General features: G+C 63.0%; 25 protein-coding genes. 15 read left to right on the top strand and 10 right to left on the bottom strand.

The genetic code is table 11. The features are described from left to right. Window position 1: 1 nt before the first annotated feature. Window positions 2–1,138, bottom strand: a complete 1,137-nt coding sequence (locus SAZ10_RS23670) for a hypothetical protein (RefSeq protein WP_318611856.1) — start codon at window positions 1,136–1,138, stop codon at window positions 2–4. Window positions 1,139–1,278: 140 nt separating this feature from the next. Continuing rightward, the gene (locus tag SAZ10_RS23665) at window positions 1,279–2,289 is read right to left on the bottom strand and encodes a TetR/AcrR family transcriptional regulator (protein ID WP_318611855.1); all 1,011 of its coding nucleotides are present in this window, start codon (window positions 2,287–2,289) and stop codon (window positions 1,279–1,281) included. Window positions 2,290–2,467: 178 nt separating this feature from the next. Between SAZ10_RS23665 and SAZ10_RS23660 the strand changes: the two genes are divergently transcribed. The 10 genes from SAZ10_RS23660 to SAZ10_RS23615 all read left to right on the top strand — a co-directional run bounded on the left by SAZ10_RS23660 (window position 2,468) and on the right by SAZ10_RS23615 (window position 12,047). Further along, complete coding sequence (locus tag SAZ10_RS23660; RefSeq protein ID WP_318611854.1) at window positions 2,468–3,700, top strand: ABC transporter substrate-binding protein; 1,233 nt, start codon at window positions 2,468–2,470, stop codon at window positions 3,698–3,700. A gap of 73 nt (window positions 3,701–3,773) precedes the next feature. Further along, on the top strand, window positions 3,774–4,718 hold the full coding sequence (locus SAZ10_RS23655) for a branched-chain amino acid ABC transporter permease (RefSeq protein WP_318611853.1): 945 nt from the start codon (window positions 3,774–3,776) through the stop codon (window positions 4,716–4,718). Further along, on the top strand, window positions 4,715–5,641 hold the full coding sequence (locus SAZ10_RS23650; RefSeq protein ID WP_318611852.1) for a branched-chain amino acid ABC transporter permease: 927 nt from the start codon (window positions 4,715–4,717) through the stop codon (window positions 5,639–5,641). Before SAZ10_RS23655 ends, SAZ10_RS23650 begins: the two co-directional genes overlap by 4 nt. Next, window positions 5,638–6,435: an ABC transporter ATP-binding protein gene (locus tag SAZ10_RS23645; RefSeq protein WP_318611851.1), complete on the top strand. Its 798-nt coding sequence runs from the start codon at window positions 5,638–5,640 to the stop codon at window positions 6,433–6,435. Before SAZ10_RS23650 ends, SAZ10_RS23645 begins: the two co-directional genes overlap by 4 nt. Next, a complete protein-coding gene (locus SAZ10_RS23640; RefSeq protein WP_318611850.1) occupies window positions 6,432–7,157 on the top strand; it encodes an ABC transporter ATP-binding protein in 726 nt (241 codons plus the stop codon). Before SAZ10_RS23645 ends, SAZ10_RS23640 begins: the two co-directional genes overlap by 4 nt. After that, complete coding sequence (locus SAZ10_RS23635; RefSeq protein ID WP_318611849.1) at window positions 7,150–7,569, top strand: PaaI family thioesterase; 420 nt, start codon at window positions 7,150–7,152, stop codon at window positions 7,567–7,569. The genes SAZ10_RS23640 and SAZ10_RS23635 overlap by 8 nt, the downstream gene beginning before the upstream one ends. A 15-nt stretch (window positions 7,570–7,584) precedes the next feature. After that, on the top strand, window positions 7,585–8,205 hold the full coding sequence (locus SAZ10_RS23630) for a VOC family protein (protein ID WP_318611848.1): 621 nt from the start codon (window positions 7,585–7,587) through the stop codon (window positions 8,203–8,205). 40 nt (window positions 8,206–8,245) lie between these two features. Further along, a complete protein-coding gene (locus SAZ10_RS23625; RefSeq protein WP_318611847.1) occupies window positions 8,246–9,814 on the top strand; it encodes a class I adenylate-forming enzyme family protein in 1,569 nt (522 codons plus the stop codon). Window positions 9,815–9,839: 25 nt separating this feature from the next. Next, window positions 9,840–10,853, top strand: a complete 1,014-nt coding sequence (locus SAZ10_RS23620; protein WP_318611846.1) for an SDR family NAD(P)-dependent oxidoreductase — start codon at window positions 9,840–9,842, stop codon at window positions 10,851–10,853. A gap of 99 nt (window positions 10,854–10,952) precedes the next feature. Next, window positions 10,953–12,047 carry a GSU2403 family nucleotidyltransferase fold protein gene (locus SAZ10_RS23615; RefSeq protein WP_318611845.1) on the top strand — a complete coding sequence of 365 codons (1,095 nt, stop codon included), beginning with the start codon at window positions 10,953–10,955 and terminating at the stop codon, window positions 12,045–12,047. Window positions 12,048–12,364: 317 nt separating this feature from the next. Here the strand turns inward: SAZ10_RS23615 and SAZ10_RS23610 are convergent, their stop codons facing one another. Further along, window positions 12,365–13,366 carry a GlxA family transcriptional regulator gene (locus SAZ10_RS23610; protein WP_318611844.1) on the bottom strand — a complete coding sequence of 334 codons (1,002 nt, stop codon included), beginning with the start codon at window positions 13,364–13,366 and terminating at the stop codon, window positions 12,365–12,367. Between the two features lie 69 nt (window positions 13,367–13,435). Between SAZ10_RS23610 and SAZ10_RS23605 the strand changes: the two genes are divergently transcribed. Both SAZ10_RS23605 and SAZ10_RS23600 read left to right on the top strand, forming a co-directional pair. Then, a complete protein-coding gene (locus tag SAZ10_RS23605) occupies window positions 13,436–14,587 on the top strand; it encodes a DJ-1/PfpI family protein (RefSeq protein WP_318611843.1) in 1,152 nt (383 codons plus the stop codon). A 171-nt stretch (window positions 14,588–14,758) separates the two neighbouring features. Then, complete coding sequence (locus SAZ10_RS23600; RefSeq protein ID WP_318611842.1) at window positions 14,759–15,214, top strand: VOC family protein; 456 nt, start codon at window positions 14,759–14,761, stop codon at window positions 15,212–15,214. A gap of 265 nt (window positions 15,215–15,479) precedes the next feature. Here SAZ10_RS23600 and SAZ10_RS23595 read toward each other — a convergent pair whose 3' ends face one another. Together SAZ10_RS23595 and SAZ10_RS23590 are read right to left on the bottom strand one after the other, a co-directional pair. After that, a complete protein-coding gene (locus SAZ10_RS23595; RefSeq protein ID WP_318611841.1) occupies window positions 15,480–16,790 on the bottom strand; it encodes an ATP-binding protein in 1,311 nt (436 codons plus the stop codon). Beyond that, window positions 16,787–17,449, bottom strand: a complete 663-nt coding sequence (locus SAZ10_RS23590) for a response regulator transcription factor (protein WP_318611840.1) — start codon at window positions 17,447–17,449, stop codon at window positions 16,787–16,789. The genes SAZ10_RS23595 and SAZ10_RS23590 overlap by 4 nt, the downstream gene beginning before the upstream one ends. Before the next feature lie 115 nt (window positions 17,450–17,564). On the opposite strand from SAZ10_RS23590, the gene dsbD reads away from it, so the two are divergent. The 3 genes from dsbD to SAZ10_RS23575 are packed head-to-tail and all read left to right on the top strand — an operon-like array spanning window position 17,565 to window position 20,721. After that, window positions 17,565–19,355 carry a protein-disulfide reductase DsbD gene (dsbD, locus tag SAZ10_RS23585; protein ID WP_318611839.1) on the top strand — a complete coding sequence of 597 codons (1,791 nt, stop codon included), beginning with the start codon at window positions 17,565–17,567 and terminating at the stop codon, window positions 19,353–19,355. Between the two features lie 23 nt (window positions 19,356–19,378). After that, entirely contained in the window at window positions 19,379–20,017 is a 639-nt protein-coding gene (locus SAZ10_RS23580) for a DsbA family protein (RefSeq protein ID WP_412535287.1), read from the top strand. Next, window positions 20,014–20,721, top strand: a complete 708-nt coding sequence (locus tag SAZ10_RS23575) for a L,D-transpeptidase (RefSeq protein ID WP_318611838.1) — start codon at window positions 20,014–20,016, stop codon at window positions 20,719–20,721. The genes SAZ10_RS23580 and SAZ10_RS23575 overlap by 4 nt, the downstream gene beginning before the upstream one ends. Before the next feature lie 206 nt (window positions 20,722–20,927). Here SAZ10_RS23575 and aldA read toward each other — a convergent pair whose 3' ends face one another. The 5 genes from aldA to SAZ10_RS23550 are packed head-to-tail and all read right to left on the bottom strand — an operon-like array spanning window position 20,928 to window position 26,312. Further along, the gene (gene aldA / locus SAZ10_RS23570) at window positions 20,928–22,364 is read right to left on the bottom strand and encodes an aldehyde dehydrogenase (protein ID WP_318611837.1); all 1,437 of its coding nucleotides are present in this window, start codon (window positions 22,362–22,364) and stop codon (window positions 20,928–20,930) included. Window positions 22,365–22,406: 42 nt separating this feature from the next. Next, window positions 22,407–23,192, bottom strand: a complete 786-nt coding sequence (locus SAZ10_RS23565; protein ID WP_318611836.1) for an ABC transporter permease — start codon at window positions 23,190–23,192, stop codon at window positions 22,407–22,409. Beyond that, window positions 23,189–24,010: an ABC transporter permease gene (locus SAZ10_RS23560; protein WP_318611835.1), complete on the bottom strand. Its 822-nt coding sequence runs from the start codon at window positions 24,008–24,010 to the stop codon at window positions 23,189–23,191. The genes SAZ10_RS23565 and SAZ10_RS23560 overlap by 4 nt, the downstream gene beginning before the upstream one ends. 10 nt (window positions 24,011–24,020) lie before the next feature. After that, window positions 24,021–25,130 carry an extracellular solute-binding protein gene (locus SAZ10_RS23555; protein ID WP_318611834.1) on the bottom strand — a complete coding sequence of 370 codons (1,110 nt, stop codon included), beginning with the start codon at window positions 25,128–25,130 and terminating at the stop codon, window positions 24,021–24,023. A gap of 30 nt (window positions 25,131–25,160) precedes the next feature. Continuing rightward, window positions 25,161–26,312 (bottom strand): ABC transporter ATP-binding protein, encoded by a 1,152-nt coding sequence (locus SAZ10_RS23550; RefSeq protein WP_318611833.1) that lies wholly within the window; start codon window positions 26,310–26,312, stop codon window positions 25,161–25,163. Window positions 26,313–26,314: the final 2 nt, after the last annotated feature.

Genomic DNA, 26,314 nt, shown 5'->3' with positions numbered 1-26,314 from the left:
GTCACTCTTCCGCTAGTGCCAACCCGAGTTTTATCAACCGCTCCATGAACTTCCATTTGTTTCCGTGTCGTGCGCAAATCGAGGCCAGGCGCCGGTCGAACTCGCCTTGGCTTCCTTCTTCCGCCGCCAATAGCTGTAGATCGGAAAGCAGACTTGCCGCCTTGTCATAGCCGGGCGCGTTGCGGCGTTCGATCTCCTCTTCGATTTCGCGCCAAATACCCGCGCCGCGCTGCTTGAGCACCTTGAGCCGGACGCGGCGAGCTTTTTCGGCTTCTTCCAGCTGGCGACGCCGTTCTGCCTCCTGGCGCTCGGCCTCCGCGCGTTCGCGCGCCTCCCGGATCTCCTGCGCCCGCATCCGCAATTCGCTCACAGTGCGACGCGGCGCAGAAGGCACAGGACGCTCATTGCGCAGCCTGCTCTTGAGCTCGGCGCCGACGTGGCTGTCGCCTTGAAGAAGGCGTACCAGCAGCTCGGTTTTTTCCTCCTCGGGAATAGCAGCCAGAGCTTCGCGCAGATCATGCTTCGATATCTCTGCATCGCTTGCGCCCGACTCGGCAGCCGCCTCCACGAGGTTCCGATCCATAACGAAGAACTCCGCAAAAGCCTCGAGCGGCCCAGTCAACGGACCGATGCCCGGCAACGGCTCGAGTTCGCCGTCGGAAACCAGTTCGTACTGCACTGCCGCCAACCATAAGAGGTAGAAAAGCCTGAGATCGCCGGACAGCACATCCGCGCGCAGCTGCGCCAGCGTGGCGAGCCAGCCGGAACCATCGTCCCATGCATCGAAAGGCTCCTCTTCGTCGTGGTTGATATCGAGGATCAGGCTGTCGCCCGAGGTCCATATTTTTACCCAGTCGACTTCGCGAAGAAAGGGATCGAGGTCGGCACGCTTCAAAAAGCGCTCCGGCACCCGCATCATCAGGCGCCGCGTGCCCCAATTCGCAAGATAGAGATGCAGGTCGAACCATTGCTCCATGAGATTGCGCGGATTGCCCCGGAAATCGCCCCAGTCGTAATGGTTGGTGAAGCTTGTCGCAGTGATCCGCGCACGCGACGAAATCGACCGCAACGCTTCCTGCGCAGCCCTGTCGAGCGGCCGGTCGATCGCCTGAAATTCGTAATATTGATATTCACTCATGCTCGAAAACGATCCTTCAAGGGTCGGACTCGGTAGACGGCCTCATGTTCGCCGGCGGAGGAAACGCTCTCGATCACGTGCGGACAGAGCGTGCCCTGCTCCATCCCCGTCACGATTGATGCAGCCGCACCCGCGATACGCTACTTTCGAATGGCCTGCACGATCAGGTCGCCGATTTCACGACGAAAGAGGTCAACACCGAACTGGCCGACCGCGAATTGCCGTAGTGGCCAGATATCACAGGCGGCATCGATCAGGTTCGCCACGACTTCCGGTTCGACCTGACGGAACTCGCCGCCGTCTATTCCTTCTTTCACCACATTGGCGATCTGCAGGATCAGCTTCCTGTACTCGGCCAGAACGCGCGTGCGGGCTTGCGGCGAAAGCGAGCGAAGCTCCCGGTTAAGCACACCGATCCGGTGCCGGAACCGGTCCCCCTTGTCGATCGTGGCACTGATGGTCGCGCGGATCTTCTCGGTTGCGGTCGTGTAGCTGGCTGTCGCTGCATCGACATCGGTGCGGACCGTTGCCATCGTCCAGCTGTAGACCAGCTCCAGCATCTCATCCTTGCTGCCGACATACTGGTACATCGTCGGGACATGCATGCCCGCCGCATCGGCAATCTCGCGCATCGTAGCGTTGGCGAAACCTTTTCGGGCGATCACATCGGCGGCGGCCGCCGCAATGTGCTCGCGGCGTTTGTCGCCTTGCGACGGCTCTGGCAAAGGGGTGCCCTCCGCTTGCCCGGAAGCAATCCCTTCGCCTCCGTTTTGCCGATCTGCGGCGTTCGTGGGATTGGCATTCTCCGTCACAGCATAATCGATCTGCACGCTCGCCACGGCGAACCCATGCTCGTTCGTGACCGTCACGCGCCAGTGCATGCGTCGTGCTTCGGCATGCAATGCGACCGCCTCGCCGCTCAACTCCCTGCAGGGCCCGTGCGAGAACAGGCTGACATGACAATCCCGCTCCTCGATGCCTTGTCCGGAGCGCAAGCCGCTTGTGGCGCCGGCCGAGGCGAGCTTTCCCGCGAACTCAACGATAAGTCCGATCGTTACCGGCTTGCCCGTAGAAGAGTGGCTGAACCGTCCAGTTACGCGTTCTGGTTTGGCGCTGACGATGGCCAGTGCCCTTGCACCCTCATAGGTCATCTTCTTTCGCTCACATCGCTCTCCGACGCCGTTTTCAAGAGCATAGATGTCAAAGATTCGCAAAAAATTGGCATCTCGTTCGCTTGACGGCGACAGCTACGTAAGCTTGATTACTGAACGATCAGTACTGTTGTCGACTGGCGTTTTTGGGGCGAACACGATGAGTGGAGATCGGAAAATGGGCGTGACACGTTGGGCGGCGGTGTCCGCCCTTGCTTTGGCTGCAGCAGTCGGCGCAATGGGCGCGCAGGCACAGGCGTCAGATCTAACGATCGGCGCCCTGCTGGAATCGACCGGACCTCTGTCTGAACTGGGGCCGACTGCCGAAAAGGCGATCACCATAGCCGTAAAGGTGGCGGGACAAGCTGCCAAGGATGCAGGATTGTCGTCCAATGTGACGCTGGCTGCCGCGGATTCTCAGGGCGATCCGCAGGCGGCGTTGTCCGCGGCGCGCACCCTGGTCGACAAGGGCGCCTCGTGCATCGTCGGACCGACGACCACCCCCGAAGCGATCGCCGTCCTCAACGGCATCACCATGCAGCGAAAGATCACGCTGTGGCCCAACGCCACCAGCACGCGGCTGCGCACCGTCAATGACGATCACACGATCTACCGCACCGTGCCGGCTGACGACCTGCAGGCGAAAGCCCTAGTCGTCGCGATCGAAAAGCATATCGGCAAGGGCAAAACCGTGGCGCTGGCCTATCGCAACGAGCCGTATGGCGAGGCGATGGCCAAGAGCTTCACCCAGAACTGGGAGGCAGAAGGCGGCAAGGTGACCGGCAACATCGCGTTTGATCCGCAGCAGGCCGCGTTCGATTCCGAAGCGGGACAGCTCGTCGATGGAAATCCCGATGCCTTCGTCGTGATCGACTATCCGGAGACCTATGCGAAATTCGGTGCCGCACTGGCGCGCACCGGCAAATTCGATTCCAAGAAGCTGTTCGTTCCCGACGCGATGTCATTCGCCAACGTGCCGGAGAACATCCCCGCCGAATCGATCGAAGGCGCCTATGGCGTTGCGGCCGGTTCGCCGCAGGGAACCGGCGCGATGAATTTGTTCAACAAGCTCTGGGATGAAGCCGGCGGGGTCGCCAACAGCTCGCTCACTGCGAATACCTTCGATGCGGGCATCCTCTGCTTCCTGGCTTCCGTGCAGGCGAAATCCACCGAACCAGGCGCGATCAGGGACAAGGTCCGGTCGGTCACGCAGGAAGGCGCTCCGCAGTTCACCATCGAGAACCTGAAGGATGCTGTGGCCGCCGCCGCTTCGGGCAAGCCTATCGACTATGTCGGCGTCTCCGGCGCGTTCCGGTTCCAGGACAACGGTGACCCGTCTTCGAGCCTTTATGACGTGTTCCAGTATCAAGGCGGCAAGCGAGTGACTATCGAGCAGGTCGACGTGAAGTAGCAACGACGTGACAAGCTCTTCGGCAAGCGGCGCTGCGGCAGAGGCCGGGGCGCCGCGGCACTTCGTGTCCAGAATGTCTGCGCCAAATCTGCTGTTCGCCGGTCTCGTCCTGGTGTTCTCAGTTCTCGCCGTTGCTTTCGGGATTGTCCCAGCGACGCAGGCGACGCTGAACGGGTTTGCCGCCGGGGCCTATCTCGGGCTCGGGGCGCTCGGGCTCACCGTCGTGCTGGGCGTTCTGAAGCTCGTCAACTTCGCGCAAGGCGACCTGCTTGTCGCGGGCGTCTATTTCACGATCCTGTTCGGCTGGCTCGGACTTCCTCTGCCGCTCGCCATGCTCGTTGCCATGCTGGCGACAGGGGTGCTTGCCCTCATCACCGAAAAGCTCGTTTGGAAGCCTTTGCGGCGCGCCGGCGCGAGCCATATCCAACTGTTTCTTTCGGCGATCGGCCTTGCCCTCGTGCTGCGCTTCTCGATCCAATTCGTGGCCGGCAGCCAGGTTCGCACGCTGGGTGCCAATATCGTCTCCTCGGTCACGCTCGGACCGTTGCGCTTCGGTACCTTGCAGGCCGCTGCCCTCGCCACGGGTCTGCTCGCCATGGTGCTCGTCGGACTGGGATTGCGCTTCACCAATATCGGCAAGGAAATGCGCGCCTTCGCGGACAATCGCGCGCTGGCGGAAGTCTCCGGCATCGATACCGCCCGCATCATCGATTACACCTGGTTCGCTTCCGGCTTCCTGGCCGCGCTGGCCGGCATTCTCTACGCAACCTCGATCGGCAGCTTCAACCCGAACTTCGGCGTAACGCTGCTGCTCAGTCTCTTCGCCGCGACCATGCTCGGCGGTATCGGCAACGCCTATGGCGCGCTCATCGGCGGTCTGGTGATCGGCCTTTCGCAGGAGTGGTCGACGCTGCTGTTCAACGCGCGCTGGAAACCGGCGGTCGGATTCGTCCTGCTCATTCTGATCCTGCTGCTCATGCCCCAAGGCATTTTTGGGAAGGCGTTGCGGCGATCATGAGCATCGATTTCTGGATCAATGTCGCGGTGCTCGCGGGAATCTACGGGATTTTCGCCCTGGGCCTGCAGCTTAACGCCGGCTTTACCGGCCTTTTGAATTTCGGCCAGGCCGGCTTCATGGCGATCGGCGCCTACACGGTCGGGCTGCTCGTAGTCAATTTCGGATGGTCGCTCTGGCTCGCCTTGATCGCGGGCATCGTCCTAGCCGTCGTCGCCGCTGTGGCGGTCGGCATCTCGTCCTTGCGATTGCGCGCCGACCATTTCGCGATCGCCACGATCGCCTTTGGCGAAATCGTCCGGTACGTCCTGCAGAACGCACAGTTCTCGGGCGGCAACCAGGGCGTCCTGGGCTTCGACCAGGAATGGCGCGTCTTCACCGACTGGCTGCTCGGGAAACTGGCTATCATTGGCCTCGATCGCTACACGCAGCTGCCATTGTTCATCGTCGTGTGGATCGTATTCGCCGTCATGCTCATCGCGATCTCGGCGCTACAGCGGACCCCTTGGGGGCGCGTGCTCCGCGGCATCAGGGAGGACGAGGACGCGACCGCTGCGCTGGGCAAAGACATCTTCGCCTACAAGCTGCAGTCGCTGGCATTGTCTGCGGCTCTGGCAGCCATCGCCGGCTTCTTCGTCGCGCTCAATGTCAGCTATCTCTATCCGAGCGTTTTCGATCCGACATTCACCTTCTTCGGCTATGCCATCATCGTTCTCGGTGGCTATGCGAGCTACGCCGGGGTGGCTATCGGGAGCCTGATCTTCTGGGCGCTGCTCGAAGGCACTCGCCTGATGGACACGGCTCTATCCGCCGGTCAGCAGGCATCGTTGCGCTTCGTCATCGTCGGCCTGTTCCTTATCCTGCTGAGCCGCTGGCGTCCGCAAGGGATACTGGGCAACCACGAAGAGATGCGGGTGCGCTCTTGAACGCGACGACCGACATCATTCTCGACGTGCGTGATGCCGCGAAGTCTTTCGACGGGTTGCGTGCCGTCGCCGGGGCGACTTTCCGGGTCGTGCGCGGATCGATCACCGCCCTGATCGGGCCCAACGGCGCCGGCAAGACGACGATGTTCGATCTGTTGAGCGGCTTCGCGCGACCGGATGCGGGCAGCATCATCCTTTCGGGGCACGACATCACGGGAAAGGCGCCGCACCGGATTGCCCGTTTCGGCCTTGTCCGCACATTTCAGCTGACGCGCGTGCTCGCCGGCATGTCCGTCATCGACAACATGCTGCTGGCCGCAGCCGATCAGCCGGGCGAGAAGCTGACCTCTCTCCTGGCAGGACCAGCACGTGCGCGGGCTGCGGAAGCAGCCGCGCGGGAACGTGCCTTCGACTTGCTGGAAACATTCGGCCTCAAGGCCAAGCTGACGGACTATGCGGGCGCGCTTTCAGGCGGGCAACGCAAGCTTCTCGAGATCGCCAGAGCCTTGATGACGAACCCTTCGATCGTGCTGCTCGATGAGCCGATGGCGGGCGTCAATCCAACGCTTGGGCGAAGCATCCTCGACCACATCGAAGCCTTGCGGAAGGAACATGGCACGACGTTCCTGTTCGTCGAACACGACATGGACGTGGTGATGACGCGCTCCGACCATGTAATCGTCATGGCGCAGGGACAGGTGATAGCCGACGGAACGCCCGCCGATATTCGCAGCGATGCGAAAGTGATTGCGGCCTATCTCGGCGGCGGCCCCGTGGAGAGCACGGCGCCATGACCTCCGGCGCTCTCGTCACCTCCGGCCTCATCGCCGGCTATATCCCCAATGTCGACATTCTCAACGGCGTGTCGGTCATTGTGCGTGACAAGGAGGTCGTCACCGTCGTCGGCCCGAACGGTGCGGGAAAATCCACTTTGCTGAAGACGCTGGTCGGGCTGGTGGCGCCCAAAGCTGGGCAGATCACTCTCGAAGGCGCCGATATCACCGGGCTGCGCCCAAACGTCATCGTGAAATCAGGCCTCGGCTACGTGCCGCAGCGCGAGAATGTCTTTCAGACCTTGCCCGTCGAGGAGAACCTGGAAATAGGCTTGCGGCCGCGCCGCGAGCTTCCCCTGAAGCAGCGTCTTGCCGCCATGTATCAGCTGTTCCCGCGCCTTGCCGAACGCCGGCGCCAGGCGGCAGGCAGCCTTTCGGGCGGAGAACGACAGATGCTTGCGATGGCACGCGCGCTCATGCCGGAGCCGAAAGTCCTGCTTCTCGACGAACCGACCGCGGGGCTGGCGCCACGCTTCGTCGACCTGATGTTCGAGCAGGTGGCCGCCATCAACAGGTCCGGGGTCACCATCCTGATGGTCGAGCAGAATGCGACGCGGGCACTTGCCATGTCGCATCGCGGCTATGTGCTCGATCTGGGACGCAATGCCTATGAAGGCGAAGGGCCGGCATTGGCGCGCGATCCGAAAGTGGCTGAACTTTACTTGGGAGGGGTGCATGGGTGACGCGACGGTGGTGGATTTCGCCACGCTCGACAGGATGGTCCGCAATGCGCCTTTCCATGCCTGGCTCGGCGTAAGCTTGAAATCCGTTTCGGACGAAGGCGTCGAAATCGCGCTGCCCTGGCGGGAGGAGTTCGTCTCGGATCCGAATGTGCGCTACACCCATGGCGGCATTCTCGCCGCCCTGATCGATCTCGCAGGCGACTACGCGGTGGCGGCGCGGCTTGGCCGCGGGGTGCCGACGATCGACATGCGCGTCGACTATCACCGCACCGCCCTGCCCGGTCCGCTGGTCGCCAAAGCGAGGGTGATCAAGATGGGCGGCACGCTTGCCACGGCGGAGGCCGAAATCCACGACGAGAATGGCAAGCTGGTTGCGAGCGGGCGTGGCGTCTACCTCACGCTGGCGCGGTAGAGAAAGGGATTTGGCATGAGCGTAGAACTCGATCATCTGCTTTGGGCGGCTCCCGATCTGGACGCGGGATCAAAGATCCTCGGTCAATTGCTGGGGGTGGCGCCTGCACGCGGCGGATCGCATCCCGGTTTCGGCACCCGCAACAGCCTGGTGTCGCTGGGAGGAACCTATCTCGAAGTGATATCGCCCGATCCGGAGCAATCGCTCGAAGGCAACCGTGGCGGGACGATCGCCGCCCTGCCCTATCCGCAGATGATCACCTTCGCTGTCCGCACAAACGACATCGCGGCCTATGAAGCTGCCGCCGGAGGCGCCGGGATCGCAACGCATGGCCCGGTGGAAATGGGCCGCACCAGGCCCGACGGCGTCCGCCTCGACTGGGCGTGCCTCTACATTACCGACGGGACATTCGGGGAATTCATTCCCTTCGCCATCGATTGGAAAGGATCTCCGCATCCCTCGCAATCCGCGCCGGGCGGCTGCACCCTGAAATCCTTCGAGGTGCTGCACCCGATGGCCGATCAGCTAAGCGATATTTATCGGCAGATGGGCATCGACGTCGCCGTTCGGCTGGCGCCGCGCCCCGGCTTCCACGCCGTGCTCGGCACGCCGCGCGGCGACGTCGTGCTTTCCTGAAACGAGTTGCGCCAGACCTTCGATTACGGAGTTTGCCACCATGCCGATCACGCAAGACGATCCGCGATGGAACAATGTCGGTTATTGGAACCACGATGCGGCTGTTAGCTACCCCGATCGCATCGCCATTATCGACCTGTCGCGGAGCGAGCCGCGGGAGGTGCGCTACCGTGAGCTGGAAGAGCGGCTCGATCGGGTGGCACGCCTGCTCGTCGACAGCGGCCTCGAACCCGGGGACCGCATCGCCATGTCGGTCAGCAACCGTTTCGAGTTCGTGGAGATCTTTTTCGGCGCGATGCGCGCGGGAATCGTCCCCGTGCCGCTCAACACGAAGCTCGGCGCCGATACGCTGGACTACGTCATGCGCGATGCCGAATGCGTGGGCGCAATCGTGGAGGAATCCGCGAACCCGCATGTCGCCGGCCTTGCCGATGCGCTTGAGCTGAAGACCAGGCTGGTTCTGGAGCCAGGGCGCGCCGGCTGGCGTCATTACGAAGAGGCGCTGATCGCGACGGAACCGTCCTTCACGCCCAAGCGCCTTGCCGATGATCATCCATCTTTCCAGCCTTATACCTCCGGCTCGACCGGCCGGCCGAAAGGTGTGGTTCTGACACATTCCGGCCAGTGCTGGTGGATCGGGTGCCTGAAGAAATACTGGCCGGGTGACGAGCACAACAGGGCGCTCGCGGCCGTACCCCTCTATCATAAGAACGCCATGGCGGGCGCAATCAAGCCGATGTTGTCATGGGGCGGATCAGTGGTGCTGCTGCCGAATTTCGAGCCCCGCCGATTCCTGACCGTCCTGTCCGAGTACCGCTGCACCCATGCGGGGGCGGTTCCGGCCGTCTTCACCCTGCTCCTACAGGAGCGCGACCTGATCGAATCGCTCGATTTCTCGGCGCTGAAATCATTGAAGATCGGCTCGGCGCCGACACCGAAGGAGCTTCTCGATGCTGTCGAAGCGGCTTTCGGGGTTGCGGCATCGGAAAGCTATGGCCTGACCGAAGGCGGGCCTGTGATGATCGGCGTTCCGACCGACGGTCGTGTCGTGCCGCACGGAAGCTGCGGCGTCGTGTGGCCCGAGGGCGAGGTCAAGCTGGTCGATGCGAATGGCGACGAGCATCCTTCCTATGGCGAGCTATGGGTGCGCAATCCGGGCGTCACGCCGGGCTATTGGAAGCTGCCGAAGGTCAATGCCGAGCGTATTAAGGATGGGTGGCTGAGCACCGGAGACGTTTTCTCCAAGGACGATCAAGGCTTCTTCTATTTCCGCGGCCGCACCGACGACATGTTCAATTCGGGCGGGGAGAATGTCTATCCGCTCGAGATCGAGAACATGCTGCTGCGCAATCCCGCGGTGGCCGAGGCCTCCGTCGTGCCCGTTCCGCACCGCATCAAGGGCGAGGTTCCGGTCGCGATGGTGGTCAAGGCCAAGGGCCGCGACATCACCGAAGAGGAGCTGCGTCAGTTCACGCTATCGATCGGTCCGGCTTACGCGCATCCGAGGCGCATCGTCTTCGTCGAGGAAATGCCGCTGAACGGTCCGGGCAAGATCGACCGCAAAATCGTGCAGCGGCTCATGATCGAGCGCTTTGGCACGCTCGGCTAACACAAGCAGATTTAGGAGATCCGGCATGCGTGCTGTCGTCACACACGAGCATGGTGGGCTGGAGCAGCTCACCTACGACGGGAACTATCGCGACCCTGAAGCCGGCGCCGGCGACGTGGTATTGCGCGTGCGGGCATGCACGCTGAACTATCACGACGTGTTCACCCGCAAAGGCATGCCCGGCATCAGGATTCCGATGCCGATCATCCTCGGTATCGACGTCGCCGGCGACATCGTGGCGGTCGGCGAAGGGGTGGAGGATTTTCGGGTCGGCCAGCGCGTCCTGGTCGATCCAATTGAGCGCGTCAATGGCGGCCTGCTCGGCGAGACGTTCGACGGCGGTCTGGCGGAACTCGTCCGGGTGCCAGCCCATATGCTGATACCGCTGCCGGACGAGGTCGGCTATGCCGAAGCCGCCGCGTTGCCGGTCGCCTATGGCACCGCGTACCGCATGATGCTGACGCGGGGAAAGATCCAGCCCGGCGAGAAGGTTCTGATCCTCGGCGCGTCCGGCGGCGTCGGGACCTGCTGCGTACAGCTGGCGAAGCAGGCAGGCGCAACCGTGATTGCCTGCGCTTCGAGCGACGACAAGCTGGAGCGCTTGAAACAGCTCGGCGCCGACATCGGCATCAACTACGCAACAGGCGACTGGGTCGCCGAATGCCGCCAACGCTTCGGCCGGGCGCGCGTATCGCACAAGGATGAAGGCGGCATCGATGTCGTCGTCAACTTCACCGGCGGCGACACCTGGGTGCCGTCGCTTAGGGTGATGAAGCGGGATGGTCGCCTTCTTACCTGCGGCGCGACAGCAGGCTACGACCCGCACGAAGATTTGCGCATCATCTGGACTTTCGAGCTCAACATTGTCGGTTCGAATGGCTGGTCGCGCGACGACGTCACGGCGCTTCTCGAACTCGTCAGGACAAAGAAGCTCGAACCGGCACTTCATCCGCAGCGCTACGCTTTGGAAGACGCCGCAGAAGCCATGAGGCTGCTCGACGAACGAAAGGTCTACGGCAAGGTCGTCATCGAGCCGTGATGGAGGGCGTCGAGTGCCGCGCCTGAGGTCGCACTTGCTGAGCACACTGAGCGCCAGTTATAAGAAGTTTGCAATTTTCTTATAACGGAGGCCTTGCCAATGAAAATGCTCGACCTCGTGTACCGGACGATGTTCGCCGAACTGGTGCAGCGGAGCCTCGATGCATCGTTTGAAATGGACTTCTCGACAGCCGGAAATTTCGTCCGCGTTCCCGTGAAGAGCAGAGATTACTGGTATTTCGAGGAGACGCAGCCAACGAAGACACGAAAATATGTCGGCCCAGCCCATGATCCCGAGATCGCCAAGAGGGTAGCCGCCTTCCAGGAAATCAAGGACGACCTCCGTGCTCGGCGAAAACTCGTGTCGACGCTGACACGCCAGGCCGGGCTGATGGCGCCCGACCGCTTTGCGGGTGATATCGTCGAAGCCATGGGGAACGCAGGGATCTTCCGTCTTCGAGGCGTCCTCGTTGGCACAGTGGCTTTCCAGACCTACGCCGGGCATCTGGGCGTGAGGCTTCCTGGTGCATCTCTTCAGACTGGCGACGTCGACTTCGCCCAGCACTATTCGGTTTCATCCTTCGTAGAGGACAGCTTGCCTCCCGTGCTCGACATTCTTGCAAGCGTGGACCCAACCTTTCGAGAGATACCGCATCTCTCCGATCCCAAACAGGTGACCCAGTTCGAGAATGCATCGAGATACAAGGTCGAGTTCCTGACGCTGAACAGAGGTTCCGACGACCATGCCGACCGTGCCAGTCCCATGCCTGCCTTGGGCGGGGCATCGGCACAGCCTTTGCGGTTTCTTGACTTCCTGATCCATGAACCCGTCAGGACGGTGATGCTTCATCGCTCGGGAGTGCCGGTCACCGTGCCGTCACCGGAGAGGTATGCGGTTCACAAGCTGATAGTTGCTTCTCGCAGACAATCTTATGCGAACGGGATCGCAAAACGTGAAAAGGATGTCCATCAGGCTGGGCTCCTGTTCGAGGCGCTCAAGGTCACCCGCCGCCAGACAGATCTTGCCGAGGTTTTCGCAGAAGCGTGGAATAGAGGGCCGTCTTGGAAGGAGGCGATCAAGAAAGGGCTCGCGCTGATGCAGGACAAGCAACGCGAGACAGCGGTGACAACGCTGCGAGAGGCACTTTCATCAATCGGCGAGGAACTCGAGGGGCTAGAAAAGGACGCACCGTAGCAAAATCCTAGATGAAACCCAGACTTTCCAGTTCGTCTCAGGCGTCGCTTCATTGGATAGGCCTGCATGCCGCCGCCTGGCAGCATCACCAAGCCGCCTCTCGAAGCAGCGTTTCAGGCTCACGCCTGGGCCGGCTGAGAGCTCCGTGCCGCTTGCCGGGTTGAGTGCCGGAGGACTGATTGCTGTCGGCCAGGGCCTGTCTCATCGCGTCCGTTGAGAGTGAGCATGGGCTCAATCGAAATGAGGAACCCAGCGCTCGGCATCCATGGAGCGACCGCGGTAGTGCTGCTTTTTGTCAGCGGGATTTTGATATCGGGCTAAACCAGTTCGGCGTGCATGTCGCGGAATAGCCGCGGCGAGACGCCGAACCGGCGCTCGAACGCCTCGGTAAGGCGTGTCGCCGGAAACAGTCCCACCTGCGCGGCGACGGATTTCAGCGACGATCCGCGCGACAGCAGCATGCGGGCGGCATCCAGCCGCGCCATCTCGACGAAGCGGGCCGGCGTCTCGCCGGTCGCCGCAACGAATTTGCGATGGAAGGTGCGCTCGGTCAGGCCGGCGCGGGCGGCCAGCACGGGCACCTCCAGCGCTCCATCGAGATTGCCATGGATCCACCCGATCAGATCGGCAAAGGGGCTGTCGGCCTTGGCTTGCGCCTGCAGCACCGGACTGAACTGCGATTGGTAGCCAGGGCGGCGCGCATAGAGCACCAGCCGCTTGGCGACCTCGCTGGCGATCGCGGCGCCGAGGTCTTCGGCGATCATCGCCAGCGCCATGTCGATGCCGGTCGTCACTCCGGCCGAGGTCCAGAGCCGCCCGTCCACGACATAGAGCGAATCGGGATCGACCTCCACCCCAGGAAAGGCCGCGGCCAGCGGCGCACAGGCCTCCCAATGGGTGGCGACGCGACGGCCGTCGAGGAGGCCGAGAGCCGCAAGGATGAAGGCCCCGGTGCAGACCGAGCCCAACCTCCCGGCCCGGCTCGCGAGTTGCGGAAGCGCCTCGCGCATCGCCCGGTCGGCCATCGCCTGCAGCAGCGGCTCCCGCTCAGCGCCGGCAATCAGCAGCGTATCGATCGCCTCGGCGGCAAGTTCGTCGATGCAGCGCGTCTCGACGGCGACCCCGCTGCTGCTGGCCACCGGTCCGCCGCACGCCGAAACCAGATCGACCGAATAGAAACGCGGTTGGCCGCCCGCCCCAAACGCGCGGTTGGCGCTGCTGAAGGCGGAACCCGGCCCGGACACATCCAGAATCTCAAAGCCCGGATAGACAGCGAAGACCACGCGATGCATTGGCAGAAAATGCCATATCTTTGACATTTCCGCCAGACTCCCGCCCCGGTAGCTTGAGACTGAATGGGTGAGGCCTCCGTTCGGAAAAACCAGATCATGTTGATGCGATATTTCATTTGGGACGGGCTGGCGCTGCTCGTACTTTCGCTGGCGGGCTTCGGCGCCTGGCTGGTTAGCCTGCCTCCGACGTCGGTCACTGCAAAGGCACCGCGGGTCGAGCAACACGAAATGGACGCTATGCTGGCTTCGTTGAAACCGCCGAAGCGGGAGCAACCGCTCATTGCGGTCGTGGGCATCAACGACGCCACCGAGACCACCGACTATCTCGTGCCCACCGGGATTCTACGCCGTGCCGATGTCGCGGATGTCGTGACGCTGGCGACCGGGCCAGGTCCGGTGAAGCTCTTCCCAGCGCTCACCGTCGAGCCTGACGCCACCATCGCGGAATTCGACGCGCGCAACCCGCAGGGCGCCGACTATGTCGTCGTTCCAGCCATGAGCCGCGACGATGACCCGGTGGTTCTCGACTGGCTCAAAAGGCAGGCCGGAAAGGGGGCCATCGTCATAGGCGTCTGCGCCGGCGCCAAGGTCGTCGCCGCGGCGGGCCTGCTGGATGGCAAGCGTGCGACCACCCATTGGTACTACGTGAAGGAGCTGCTCGCCTGGCACCCGTCGATCATCTATGTCGCGAACCGGCGGATCGTGGCCGATCGCGGTGTCGTCACGACCACGGGCATCACAGCATCGATGCCGATGATGCTGACCTTGATCGAGGCCATCGCCGGACGCCAGAAAACCGAAGAAGTCGCCCGCGATCTCGGCATGTCGTCGTGGGATGTCCGGCATGACAGCAACGCCTTCAAGCTGACGCGTCCGTTCGCGACGACGGTACTCGCCAACACCCTCGCCTTCTGGAACCGGGAGCAGGTCGGCATCGAACTGCGGCCCGGCATGGACGAAGTGTCCCTTGCTTTCGTGGCCGACGCGTGGTCGCGCACCTACAGGTCGAGGGCCGTGACGTTCGCGGCCTCGCCGGGAGCGATCGAGACCCGGGACCATATCCCCATCATTCCTGAAGAGATGGCAGCCGATTGGTCGGCAGCGAGGCGCACCTACAGCTTCTCCGATCAGAGGCCGGCGGATGCTCTTGATCTGGCGCTTGTTGCAATCGCCGCGCGCTACGGCTCCCGCACGACGAACATCGTCTCCATGCAACTCGAATATCCGCGGTCCGGCCAGCTCCGATGACGAGTTCGAACTGCGAAATCTTGTGGCGAAGAAAACGAGGTCTTGTGGTCGTGAGGCGCGCCAGTTGTTCGTCCTCTGGATGCAAGGCACAAGAATGCTCGCTTTCCACGGTCGCAAGCGGCTCCGCCACCGTCCAGCAGCTACAACATCACCAGGGACACAACCGAAATCATGACTAAAAGCAAATTGCTACGAATGGACAATGTCGGCATCGTGGTGGAATCTCTCGATGATGCCATCTCTTTTTTCACCGAGCTTGGGCTGACGCTTGAGGGTCGAGCGATGGTTGAAGGAGAATGGGCCGGACGCGTCACCGGACTGGGTAATCAGCGCGTCGAGATCGCCATGATGATCACTCCCGACGGCCACAGCCGCCTCGAGCTCTCGCGTTTTCTCACCCCGTCTGTAGTGGCCGATCACCGGAACGCGCCGGTGAACGCCCTCGGCTACCTGCGTGCTATGTTTGCAGTGAGCGACATCGACGAAACACTCACCAGGCTCGGCAAGCACGGTGCGCAGCTCGTCGGCGAAGTGGTTCAGTACGAGGACTCGTATCGGCTCTGCTACATCCGCGGCCCCGAAGGACTTCTCGTCGGACTGGCAGAAGCACTCGGTAGTAATCGGTAACGGTTAGGAGAGAACCCCCGCCCGCGTCAGTGGGTGAGGTTTGTGCGCCTGGGAAGGGAGGATCGCGTTGCATCCTGTGGCAGCTTCGGCTGGTGCAAAATGGCTCGATGTAAACAGATGCTCGCAGGGATCGGTCGCCGGACTCGAACAAGCAATCAAAATCATGGATCGGCCGAGTTCCACAACGCTCTGAACGAGACACCGCGGAGCCCGGCGCGTCGTACCTGCTCGACAAATCGATTCGTGACATAGACGCCGACGCCGGCTACTGCTTCCAACGCACAACTGCCCGCAGCCCCGATGCATCTGCGCGGGAGCAAAATGCCAGCGTCGCGCCCAGCCTGCCTGACGCCATTTCGGCAATCGTGAGGCCGAGCCCGGAGCCGGACAGGCTCTTGTGGCGACCGCGGTAGAAACGCTTTGTGATAAGGGGCAATTCTTCGTCGGGTAAGCCGGGACCGTCGTCCTCCACGACGATGCCGTAGCCACCCGGCAAAATGCTCCAGGAAACGCAGCTGCGCGCGTGTTCGACCGCGTTCTCGTGCAGGTTTCTCAAAACGAGATGTAGGGTATCGACATCTCCGGGCAGCAACAGCCCTTCGAGCTCCGGGGCGATCTCGACCTCGATGCCGGCCGGCGTCACACAGGCGGCGATCACGTCGCGCAGGACCCCGCTTGTATCGACCTTGCTGGGCTGGACACGCTCCGGCATGGCTTCCAGTTTCGCCAAGGCGAGGAGTTGGCGGGTCAGCCGGGTCGTGCGGTCCACGGACACCACGATCTGCTGCAAGGCAGCATTCCGGGTTGGGCCATTCGGAGCCGTGAGAGCGACCTGCGCCTGGGTCTTGAGCCCCGCGAGTGGCGTGCGCAATTCATGCGCGGCAAAGGCGGTGATGTCGCGTTCGTGTCGCCGCGCGGCCTCCACCTTTTCGAACAGGCCGTTCAGCGCAGCGAGCAGCGGCCTGATCTCAGTGGGCGTGTTCCTGCTGTCGATCGGCTGCATGTCCTCGCCGTCGCGAGCGGCGATCTCACGCGCGGCGGCGTTGAGCGGGCCGAGACCGCGACCAAGGCTCAGCCATAGCAGAATGCCGAGGAGGGGGACGATCAGGACAGCCGGCCAGATCAGGCCGGCCACCAGATCGCGCACAAGCCGGTCGCGCAGGCCGATCCTGTCACCGACCGCCACGCGCACACCTTTATGCGCATCCACGATGGTATAGACGCGCCAAATCTCTCCCTTCACCTCATGGTCGGCGAATCCCTCGCCCTCTTCTGCCAGGCTTTCGAGCGGCGCGCCGCTCGAACGCGCCAGCAGGCGGCCGTCAAACGACCAGATCTGGCAGGAGAGCTGGCGGGCATAGCCGGCCTCCTCGAATTCGGGCGCCGCAGCAGCAGTTGCCATGTTGCCGCTCGAGACGAGCGAATGCACCATCCTCGCGGCCTCCTGGAGCCGCGTGTCGAGTACATGCTCCAGTTCGGAGCGGCTGCCGACATAGATCCAGGCCGTTGCGCTCAGCCAAATGACCCCGGTGGCGAGGAGCAGCAGAGCGAAGAGCCGGCGGCGAAGCGACGTCACGTCGACGTCCTCAGGCGATAGCCAAGGCCCCGTATGGTTTCGATCGCCGTCCGTCCGAGCTTGGCTCGCAGGTTATGAATGTGGACTTCGACCGCATTGCTCTCGATCTCCTCCTGCCATCCATAGAGCCGGTCTTCGAGGTCGGAGCGCGAGCGGATGACGCCGGGCCGTTCCATAAGGGCCGAGAGCACTGCGAATTCCCGCCTGGAAAGGGAAACCGTTTCGCCTGACGCCGTTACGGTCAGTCCTGCCGGGTCGAGTGCTATCCCGGCGGCACGCAGCACCGGAGCGGCGCGCCCTTCGTTGCGCCGGGCAACGGCGCGCAATCGGGCGGCCAGCTCATCGAGGTCGAAGGGCTTGCCGAGATAGTCGTCGGCGCCCGTGTCCAGGCCGCGCACACGATCCGGCGTGTCGTCGAGCGCGGTCAACAAGATCACTGGCGTCGTGTCTCCCCGATCACGCATGTCCCTCAGAACGTCGAGCCCCGAGCCGTCCGGCAGCATGATGTCGAGGACGACGGCATCGAACCTTGCGGTCGCCAGCGCCACGTGGGCGTCGGCGCATGCGGCAACGCTATCGACAACCGAGCCGTCGAAGCCCAAGCCCACCTTCAGCCCGTTCGAAAGGATGGGATCATCCTCGACGACAAGAATCCGCACGGTCGTTCCTCAAGCTTTGTGATCTGCTCCAGCTGTTAGGTGCACCTTAAGGCTGACTTAAGGTGCGGCACCATTTTCCGCCTCGCGGCAAATCAATCGAAGCGCAAAGGCGGTCATGCTTCATCTCGTCAGGCTCGTAGCCCTTCTCCTGGCAGGATTTCCAATCCTCCTTCATTCGGCGAGTGCCGGCGCACAGATGCAATCGGCAGCGGATAGCGTGTTTTCGCTCCGCGCGCTGCGGGAGAGCGATGGCACCCTGCAACTCATTTGGACCGCGGCCCCCGGCAACTACCTCTACCGAGACAGCCTGAAGGCGACACAGGACGGTAAGGCCGTCGCGATCGGCACACCGGTCGGTGAGGACAAGGATGACCCGAATTTCGGACGCGTCGAAATCTACCACGGCAGCGTGACCGGGCGTATCGGCGGCGCGCTGGGCTCTGGAACGCTGGAGGTCGGCTACCAGGGCTGCGCTGAAGAGGGCATCTGCTATCCACCCATTCGCAAGACGGTCGATCTCGCCACTATGTCGGTTAACGCAGCGGCGCGCGGTCTGGGCAGCGAAGAAGAGCAATCCACCAGCACGCCTGCGGTCGAGGTCCGAGCGACAGCGTCCGATGACGCCGCCGGCGCGAGCTCAGCGGCTTTCCTATCCGGCAACATGCTCGCAATGGCGACCGCCTTCCTCGGCTTTGGCCTGCTGTTGTCGTTGACGCCCTGCGTCTTTCCGATGATCCCGATCCTGTCGGCTATGCTGGCGGGCGCCGGAGAACGGCTGTCGATGACGCGCGGCTTGGCCCTCTCGACAAGTTACGTTCTTGCGATGGCCGGGGCTTACGGTCTCGTCGGGCTTGCCGCCGGCTGGTCGGGCGCGAACCTCCAGACCCTGCTGCAGACCCCCCTGGCGCTTTCGCTCGCGGCCGCGGTCTTCATAGTGCTTGCGCTCTCGATGTTCGATCTCTTCGAGCTGTCACTGCCGCCGGCCTTGGCGGCACGGCTGACCGGCAAGCGCCGGAGCGGATCGTTGGGAGGAGCCGCCCTCCTCGGCTTCGGATCGGCGCTGATCGTCGGTCCCTGCGTGACGCCGCCGCTCGCCGCGGCGATGCTCTATGCCGTGCAGACCGGGGAAGCGGCGCGGGGAGCGGCGGCGCTGTTCTTCCTCGGCCTCGGCATGGGTTTGCCGCTGATCGCCGTCGGGACTTTCGGCGCACGCATCCTGCCGCGGTCCGGGCCATGGATGGTCGCCGTCCGCAAGGCGTTCGGTGCGGTGTTCCTGGGCGTCGCGGCGACGCTCGTCGCGCGCCTGCTGCCTGCTCCCGCTGCCCTCGCCCTTTGGGGGGCGCTGGCGATCGGCAGCGGCGTCTTCCTCGGCGCTTTCGACCGGCTCGCCCCGGCCAGCGGTTGGCAAAATAGGCTTGCCAAGGCCACAGGACTGGTCGCGGCGGTGTACGGCGCGATCCTCCTTGTGGGCGCTGCCAGCGGCGCGGACGATCCCGTGCGTCCCTTGGCCCTCCTCAACGCGAGCCAGGAGGCGCGCGCGCCGGCCGCAGATGTGCGGCGGGTGTCCTCTCTCACCGATTTCGAAGCCGCACTCGCGGCCGCGACGGCTTCGGGACGGCCGGCGATGATCTCCTTCACAGCGGACTGGTGCACGGTCTGCAGATCCAACGAAACCATCATGAACAAGCCGGCGATCCGCGATCGACTGCGCGCGTTGCCGATCATCGCCGCCGACGTCACCACGCAAAACGAACCGGCCCGAGAACTCATGGCCCGCTTTTCAGTCGTCGGTCCCCCCACGCTGTTCCTCCTCGACGCCCGCGGCCGCGAGATCCATGGCTCGCGAATCGTCGGTCCGGTCACGGAGGAAGAGATGACGCGGCGGCTCGAAAGCGCCGGCCTATGAACCACACCCTCAAAGGAGACCCTATGCATCGCAGATTTTTTCTCACCCTGGCCGGCACTGTTACAGCCTCGGCCTTTATCGGCATGGCCGCTTCCACCCGCGCGCAAGGCGTCGATGTCACGGCGATCCTGCATGACCCTGAGGCGCCGGAAACCGGCAATCCGAAGGGCGACGTCACCATTGTCGTTTTCACTGACTACAATTGCCCATTCTGTAAAAAGTCGACTCCCGATCTGGACCGTATCGTTAGGGACGACGGAAGGGTCCGTCTGGTCTACAAGGATTGGCCGATCCTGACGGAAGCCTCCGTTTACGGCGCCCAGCTCGCGCTCGCCGCCAAGTATCAGGGCAAGTACGACCTCGTTCACCACACATTGATGGCGATTCCGGGCCGGCAGATACCGAAGCAGAAGATGCTCGAGGCAGTAAAACGGGCCGGCATCGATACGGCCCGGCTGCAAGCCGATCTCCAGGCCAATGATGATAAGATCATGGCCCTGCTTCGGCGGAATATGGCACAGGCGGAGTCGCTCGGCCTGCAAGGCACGCCGACCTATCTCATTGGCCCTTTCCGCACCTCGACGCTCGACTATGCAGGCTTTAAGGAAGCGCTCGCGGAAGCACGCCGCCGTCAAGCTGCAGGCGACCGGGTCGCCGAATGACGTTCTCGATGCGTTTTCGTCAGACAGTCCGGCTGGCAGCCACCGCTCTCCTATTATCCGGCGTGGCAGCCTGCGTTTCGGCCGAGACGCCACGGATCGATTTAGCTTCCCATGCACCCAATGAGCAGAACCGCTACGCCGCCCTGACCGACGAACCATTTCCCGTTCCGGCTGTCTCGTTGAGCACGCTGAAGCCGCAATACCGACGTCAGTCGGTCGAGGATCCTACCGGCCAGCCGCCGGGCACGATCGTGGTCGACCCGGCAAACCGCTATCTCTACCTCGTGCAGGAGGGTGGAAAGGCGCTGCGTTACGGGGTCGGCGTCGGCCGTGAAGGCATGGAATGGTCGGGCACTGCCAATGTCGGCTACAAGCGCCAATGGCCGCGCTGGACGCCGACCCGCGACATGATCGCGCGCGAACCGGAAAAGTATCAAACGTGGGCAAACGGCATGGAAGCCGGCGAAAACAACCCGCTGGGCGCCCGCGCACTCTACCTGTTCGAAAACGGCAAGGACACGCTCTATCGAATCCACGGCACCAATCAGCCGTGGTCGATCGGGCGATCCATCTCGTCGGGCTGCATCCGCATGATGAACCAGGATATCATCGATCTTTATCGGCGGGTTCCAAACGGCGCCAAGGTCGTCGTGCTACCCGCGAAAGGCAAGGCGCCGGCAGACCGGACGCAAAGCACGATATGAAGGGAGATCGAACCGGAGAGGTGCGCAAGTGACGATCGATCTTGCGCCGGAAGCAGGACGGCTAAAGCCAGCCAGTTCGCATCGCAGAGGCCGGCCTTGCACATCTCATCAAGTAAAGGATCATGTCAAGGCGGATAGGGCGCTAGGAATCTGGAAGAGGTCGCTGACGAGCTCCTGCAGCATCTCGACAGCCGACGGCCCCGCGATCAGTTCGAGCTCAGGTAGACGGTCTTCTTGCGCATATAGGTCTCGAAACCATAGCGCCCGTCATCACCGCCGATGCCGCTCAGGCGGTACCCCGTGTGATAGGCGTTGACCGCCTCAGGGCCAACCCGATTGACATAGACCTCGCCGAACTCGAGCTCGTTCACCGCGCGCATCACCTTCCGGTAGTCGTGGGTGAAGAGATAGGCCGAGAGTCCGTAGTCGGAATCATTGGCCTGTTGCAGGGCGTCATCGAAATCAGTGAAGGAGATCACGCTGGCCACAGGGCCGAACACCTCCTGGCGGACGATGTCCATCGAGGGGTGCAGGTTTGTGAGTACCGTCGGCTGGAACCAATGCCCGCGATCGAAGGGGCCACCCGACATGCGCCCTCCCCCCGTGAGCACCCGTGCCCCCTGCTCGACGGCGCGCGCCACCATGGCCTCCACCTTTTCGACTTCCACACGGCTTACTTTCGGGCCCACATCCGGATCGCTCCGGGGATCGCCGATGCCCAAGGACTGGACACGGGCCAGGAACTTTTCCATGAAGGGCTGAAAGACCGCCTCCTGCACATATGTTCGTTCGTTGGAGGTGCAGACCTGGCCGCAGTTGCGGAAGCGCGCGAATACGGCCCGTTCGGCGGCATAATCGAGGTCGGCATCCTCACAAACGATGAGCGGAGCCTTTCCTCCCAGTTCCAGCGATACCTGTATGATGTTGTCGGCGGCGCGCCGCATGACCTCGCGGCCGGCGCGAACGCTGCCCGTGAGGGTGACCAGGTTGGTCTTCTTGCTGCCGACCAGCGCTTCGCCAAGCTCGGTTCCGGTCCCCGTCACCACATTGAGCACGCCGCGCGGAAGGCCGACTTCCTCGAAAAGAGCAGCGAGCCTGAGCGCCGAAAGCGGCGTCACTTCATGGGGCTTCACCACGATCGTATTGCCCGCGATTAGCGCCGGGGCGACTTTGCGCGCGGTGAGCGACAGAGGGTAGTTCCAGGGAATGAGGCCGACGACCACGCCATAGGGAACACGCAGGATGAGGATGTGCTCGCCGGAATTCTCGGAGGCGAGGGTGTCACCTTCGATGCGGCGGGCCCATTGCGCGTGGTAATCGAGGTGCAGGGCCGTTCCCATCACCTCGCCGCGCGCCTGGGTAAGAGGCTTCCCTTGCTCCGACATGATGGTCTCGGCGAAGCTGTCGACGCGCTCGCGCAGAAGTCCGGCTACCTCCTGAAGATACGCAGCGCGCGCGACGGCCGGTGTGCGTGCCCAGGCTTTGGCTGCAGCCGAAGCCGCATCGAGCGCCCGCTCGGCCTCCGCCCGGCCGCCGGCTGGAACCTCCGCGAAAATTTCGCCGCTGGCGGGATTCTCCACCGGAATTCCCCGGCCAGCCGCGGCCGAAATCCATTCCCCGCCGATAAAATGCCCGATCTTCATTTCCAGACCTATTTGCCGATGCAGCCACATGGAAGATTCATGTCATGCATCGCGACCTCGTATGAGACGCATTGCGAGCAGCAGCAGGATGCTGAAGAGGATGAGAATTGTGGCTACTGCTGCGATTGTCGGGCTGATATTCTCGCGGATGCCGTCCCACATTCGCCGGGGAAGAGTGAAGATGCCTCGGCTGGTGATGAAGAGCGTCACCACGAGCTCGTCCCAGGAAGTGATGAAGGCGAAGACTGCGCCGGCGAAAACGCCGGAGCGAATGTTCGGAAGGACAATCTGGAGCTGGGTGCGCGCCCACCCCGCCCCAAGGTTGCGCGCCGCCATGGCGATGCTCGGATCAAGCCGTGAAAGTGCCGCCGAGACCGTGATGAACACATAGGGCACGCCGAGGATGGCGTGTGCCAGAATTGTGCCTGCCCAGCTGTCGAATAGCCCGAGCAGGACCCAGCTGCGGTAAAGTGCGAGCGCGGAGACCACCGGCGGGACGATAAGAGGCAGCAGCGCCAAGACACGCGTTGTCATGGCCAGCGTGCCGCCGAGCCGCAACGCACCTATCGCCGCCGCAGTGCCGACCGCGGTTGCCAGCACGGTCGAGCAGAGGCCGATGATGACGCTCTGGCCCATGGAGCGATACCAGGCCGGATCCTGGAAGAGCTGCTGATAGTGACGCAGCGACAGTCCTTCCGTCGGAAACGACAGGAAGCTCGTTGGCGTCAATGACACCGGAACGACCACGAAAATCGGCGCCATGAGGAAGAGCAGCGCGCTCCAGGCCACGATGTAGAACGGCAGCGAATAGCGGAACCGCATCGTCATACGGTGAAGATCCGGCGCAGGTCGACTGCACGGGCCGCGAGCGCGATAGTGAGGAGGACCAGAAGCATCAGCAGTGTGGCCAGCACGGAGCCAACGCCCCAGCGGGAGATGAGCAGAATCTGTGTGCTGATATATTCGCCGATCATCACGACCCGTCCGCCACCGAGAATGATCGGGGTGACATAGAAGCCGAGCGCCAGAACGAGCACGAGAACCGTGCCCGCAAACACGCCCGGCAGGGTGAGAGGAAAGTAGACCTTCAGGAAAGTCAGCACCGGGCCGGCGCCAAGGCCGCGCGATGCCATGATGAGCCGCTCATCGATGCCTGCCATGCCGGCAAGAATCGTGAGCATCGCATAGGGCACCAGATAGTGCGTCATGCCGATCACGACGCCGAGCTCGTTATGCATCATCGCCAGGCGCTCAAAGCCCATGGACTGCATCACCCCGTTCACAGGACCGTTGTCCCCCAGGATCATCAGCCATGCGAAAGTACGGATGAGAACGGAGGTCCAGAGCGGCACCAGGATGAAAAGCATCATCATGCGCCGCATGCCGGGAGAAGCGGCGATATAGACATAGGCTAGAATGTAGCCGATCACGACGCTCAGGATCGTCGTGATCCCGCAGATGCGGAGCGTGGTGAGCGCCACCTTGGCCACCGCGGAGGATTGAAGGACCTGCGCGTAGTTGCCGAGCCCGAGCTGGGGCTCGGTCACGCTGATCAACAGGACGCCGAAAAGCGGCACGAGGTAGACCAGCCCCAAGAGCACGAACATGGGTGCCACGAGCGCCATGAGCCGGGGCTGGTCGTTCATCGGGAAACCCTCAACCGGCGATCATGTCGGTGTAGGCAGCCAGCGCCTGGTCGTAGTTCTCCGACCACCACTGGGCATCCATCAGGGTCTGCAGCTTCCAGTTTTCCGGATGGGCAGGATTGATGCGCTGCAGCTCCGGAGGCGTCTTCTCGCTCGCCGCGACCGTGACGGGGCCGGCACCGAGCTCGGCCAAGAGGCCAAGCTGCTTGTCCACCTCCTGCATGGAAGCGATGAACGGCCATACGAGGTCGCCGGCCGGATTGTCCTTCGGCACGCTCCAGGCATCGCCGTAAGCGATGGCCTCGTTCCAATGGAAGGTGATGCGCCCGTCGGTTTCGTTCTCCAGCATATGGGCGCGGCTGTTCCAGATGCAGGCCATGGTGACATCGCCGCTGCGCAGCAGCTGCTGGCTTTCGGCGCCGGAGTCCCAGAACACCACGTGCTCCTTGATCTGCTTGATCTTGTCGAGTGCCCGCTGCAGGTCGATCGGATAGATCTGGTCCTTGGCAACGCCATCCGCGAGCAACGCGGCGTCGAGCGCACCCGTGAGCCACTTATAAAGCGACCGTTTACCCGGGAAACGCTCCAGATCCCAGAAATCGGCCCAGGTCTGCGGAGCTCCGTCCGGGAACTTCGATTTGTCGTAAGCGATCACGTAAGACATGACGTAAGCGGCCACGCCGTGCTCGAACGACGTGCCGGGGATCGTGTCGCGGCTGACGATCGAGTAGTCGATCGGGCGCAGATAACCTTCGCGGCCGAGCTTGATGGAGGAGAAATTATCGACGTCCATTACGTCCCAGATGACGTTCTTGGCATCGACCATGGCCTTGATGCGGCCTTCGAGCGGGCTCGAGTCGAAATGGACGGGAATGCCGGTCTTCTCGGTATAGGGAACGCCGAAAATCTTTTCGTGCACCTTGCTCGAGTCGCCGCCCCAGTTGGAAACGACGATCTCCTTGGCCTGCGCCGTCGCCTTCCCTCCGCCCAGGCCGAGAAGCGTCGGCGCCACCCCCGCCGCCGCGCAGAGCCGCAGGAAATCGCGCCGGGTCTGCTCGTTGCTGAGCATCTTGCCGGCAATGTCCAGTTGCTGGCCTCTCAGGGCCTGAAATCTCCTCATGCGCATTCCACTCCTCCCTTATGTGACAAGTCAGTCGTTGATGACCCGCCAGACCGCGCTGGCGCGGCATTTCGCCCAGACCTGATCGCCAGCGCCTGGTATTCTGGTCTGCTCGGAAGTACGGCAGCGGGCGATGACCGGCCCAGCTTCCGTATCGAGATGCACCCGGTAGTCTGCGCCCACGAATGTCACGTCGCGGACGTGGCCCTCGAGCGCGATTTCGCCAGCTTCCCGGTCGGGTGGATCGTATTCGATGGAGATGTGCTCGGGCCGGACGCTGAGGCAGGCCTCGCCGGGCTCGGTCGTCGCTCCGCCGACCGGAAAACGTCCGCCGGCGAGCTCGATCACGCTCCTCCCCCCGTCAGAGGCCACGACTGGAGCACCCAGGACATTGCTCTCGCCGAGAAAGTTGGCCACGAAGCGCGTCTGCGGCCGCGAATAGATCGCCGCCGGCTCGCCGATCTGGACAATCCGTCCCTCGCGCATCACCACCACGCGGTCCGACATTGACATCGCCTCCTCCTGGTCGTGCGTCACGCAGACGAAGGTCGTGCCCAGCCGGCGGTGGAGCGCCTTGAGCTCATCCTGCAGGCTGGCTCTCAGCTGCCGGTCGAGAGCGCCAAGCGGCTCGTCCAGCAGCAGGACCTTGGGATCGAAGACGATCGCACGCGCCAGCGCCACGCGCTGCTGCTGCCCACCTGAAAGCGCCTTGGGCATGCGCCCGGCGAAAGGCTCCATATGGACGAGCTTCAACGCCGAGAGAACCTTTTCGCGCACGACATGCTTCGGCTGCCGCCGCACCCGGAGCGGAAAGGCGACGTTGTCGAACACCGAAAGGTGCGGGAACAGGGCGTAGCCCTGGAACACCATGCCGAAATTGCGCTTCTCGGGCGGCAGCGGGGCGACATTCGCGCCTTCGAACAGCATCTCGCCCTCCGTGGGGGCGACGAACCCTGCCAGCATCATGAGCAGCGTCGTCTTGCCGGAACCGGAGGGGCCCAGCATGGTCAGCAGTTCGCCTTCGCGGATGTCGAGACAGATGTCGTTCACCGCGACCGCGCTACCATAGCGCTTCACGATGTTGCGGACGCTGAGGAGGACCGGAGGATCGGCGCTCCGGCTGCCGGCCCGATCATTCGCGGGAGCGTCGATCGATTTCTCCCCTGGGAAATCTTCTCGCATTT

Origin of the sequence: Mesorhizobium sp. BAC0120 (assembly GCF_033542235.1) — a bacterium.
Lineage (GTDB): Bacteria > Pseudomonadota > Alphaproteobacteria > Rhizobiales > Rhizobiaceae > JAWRCU01.
Note: the sequence above shows the minus strand (reverse complement) of the source record. Positions and strands in the feature narration are given on the sequence as shown.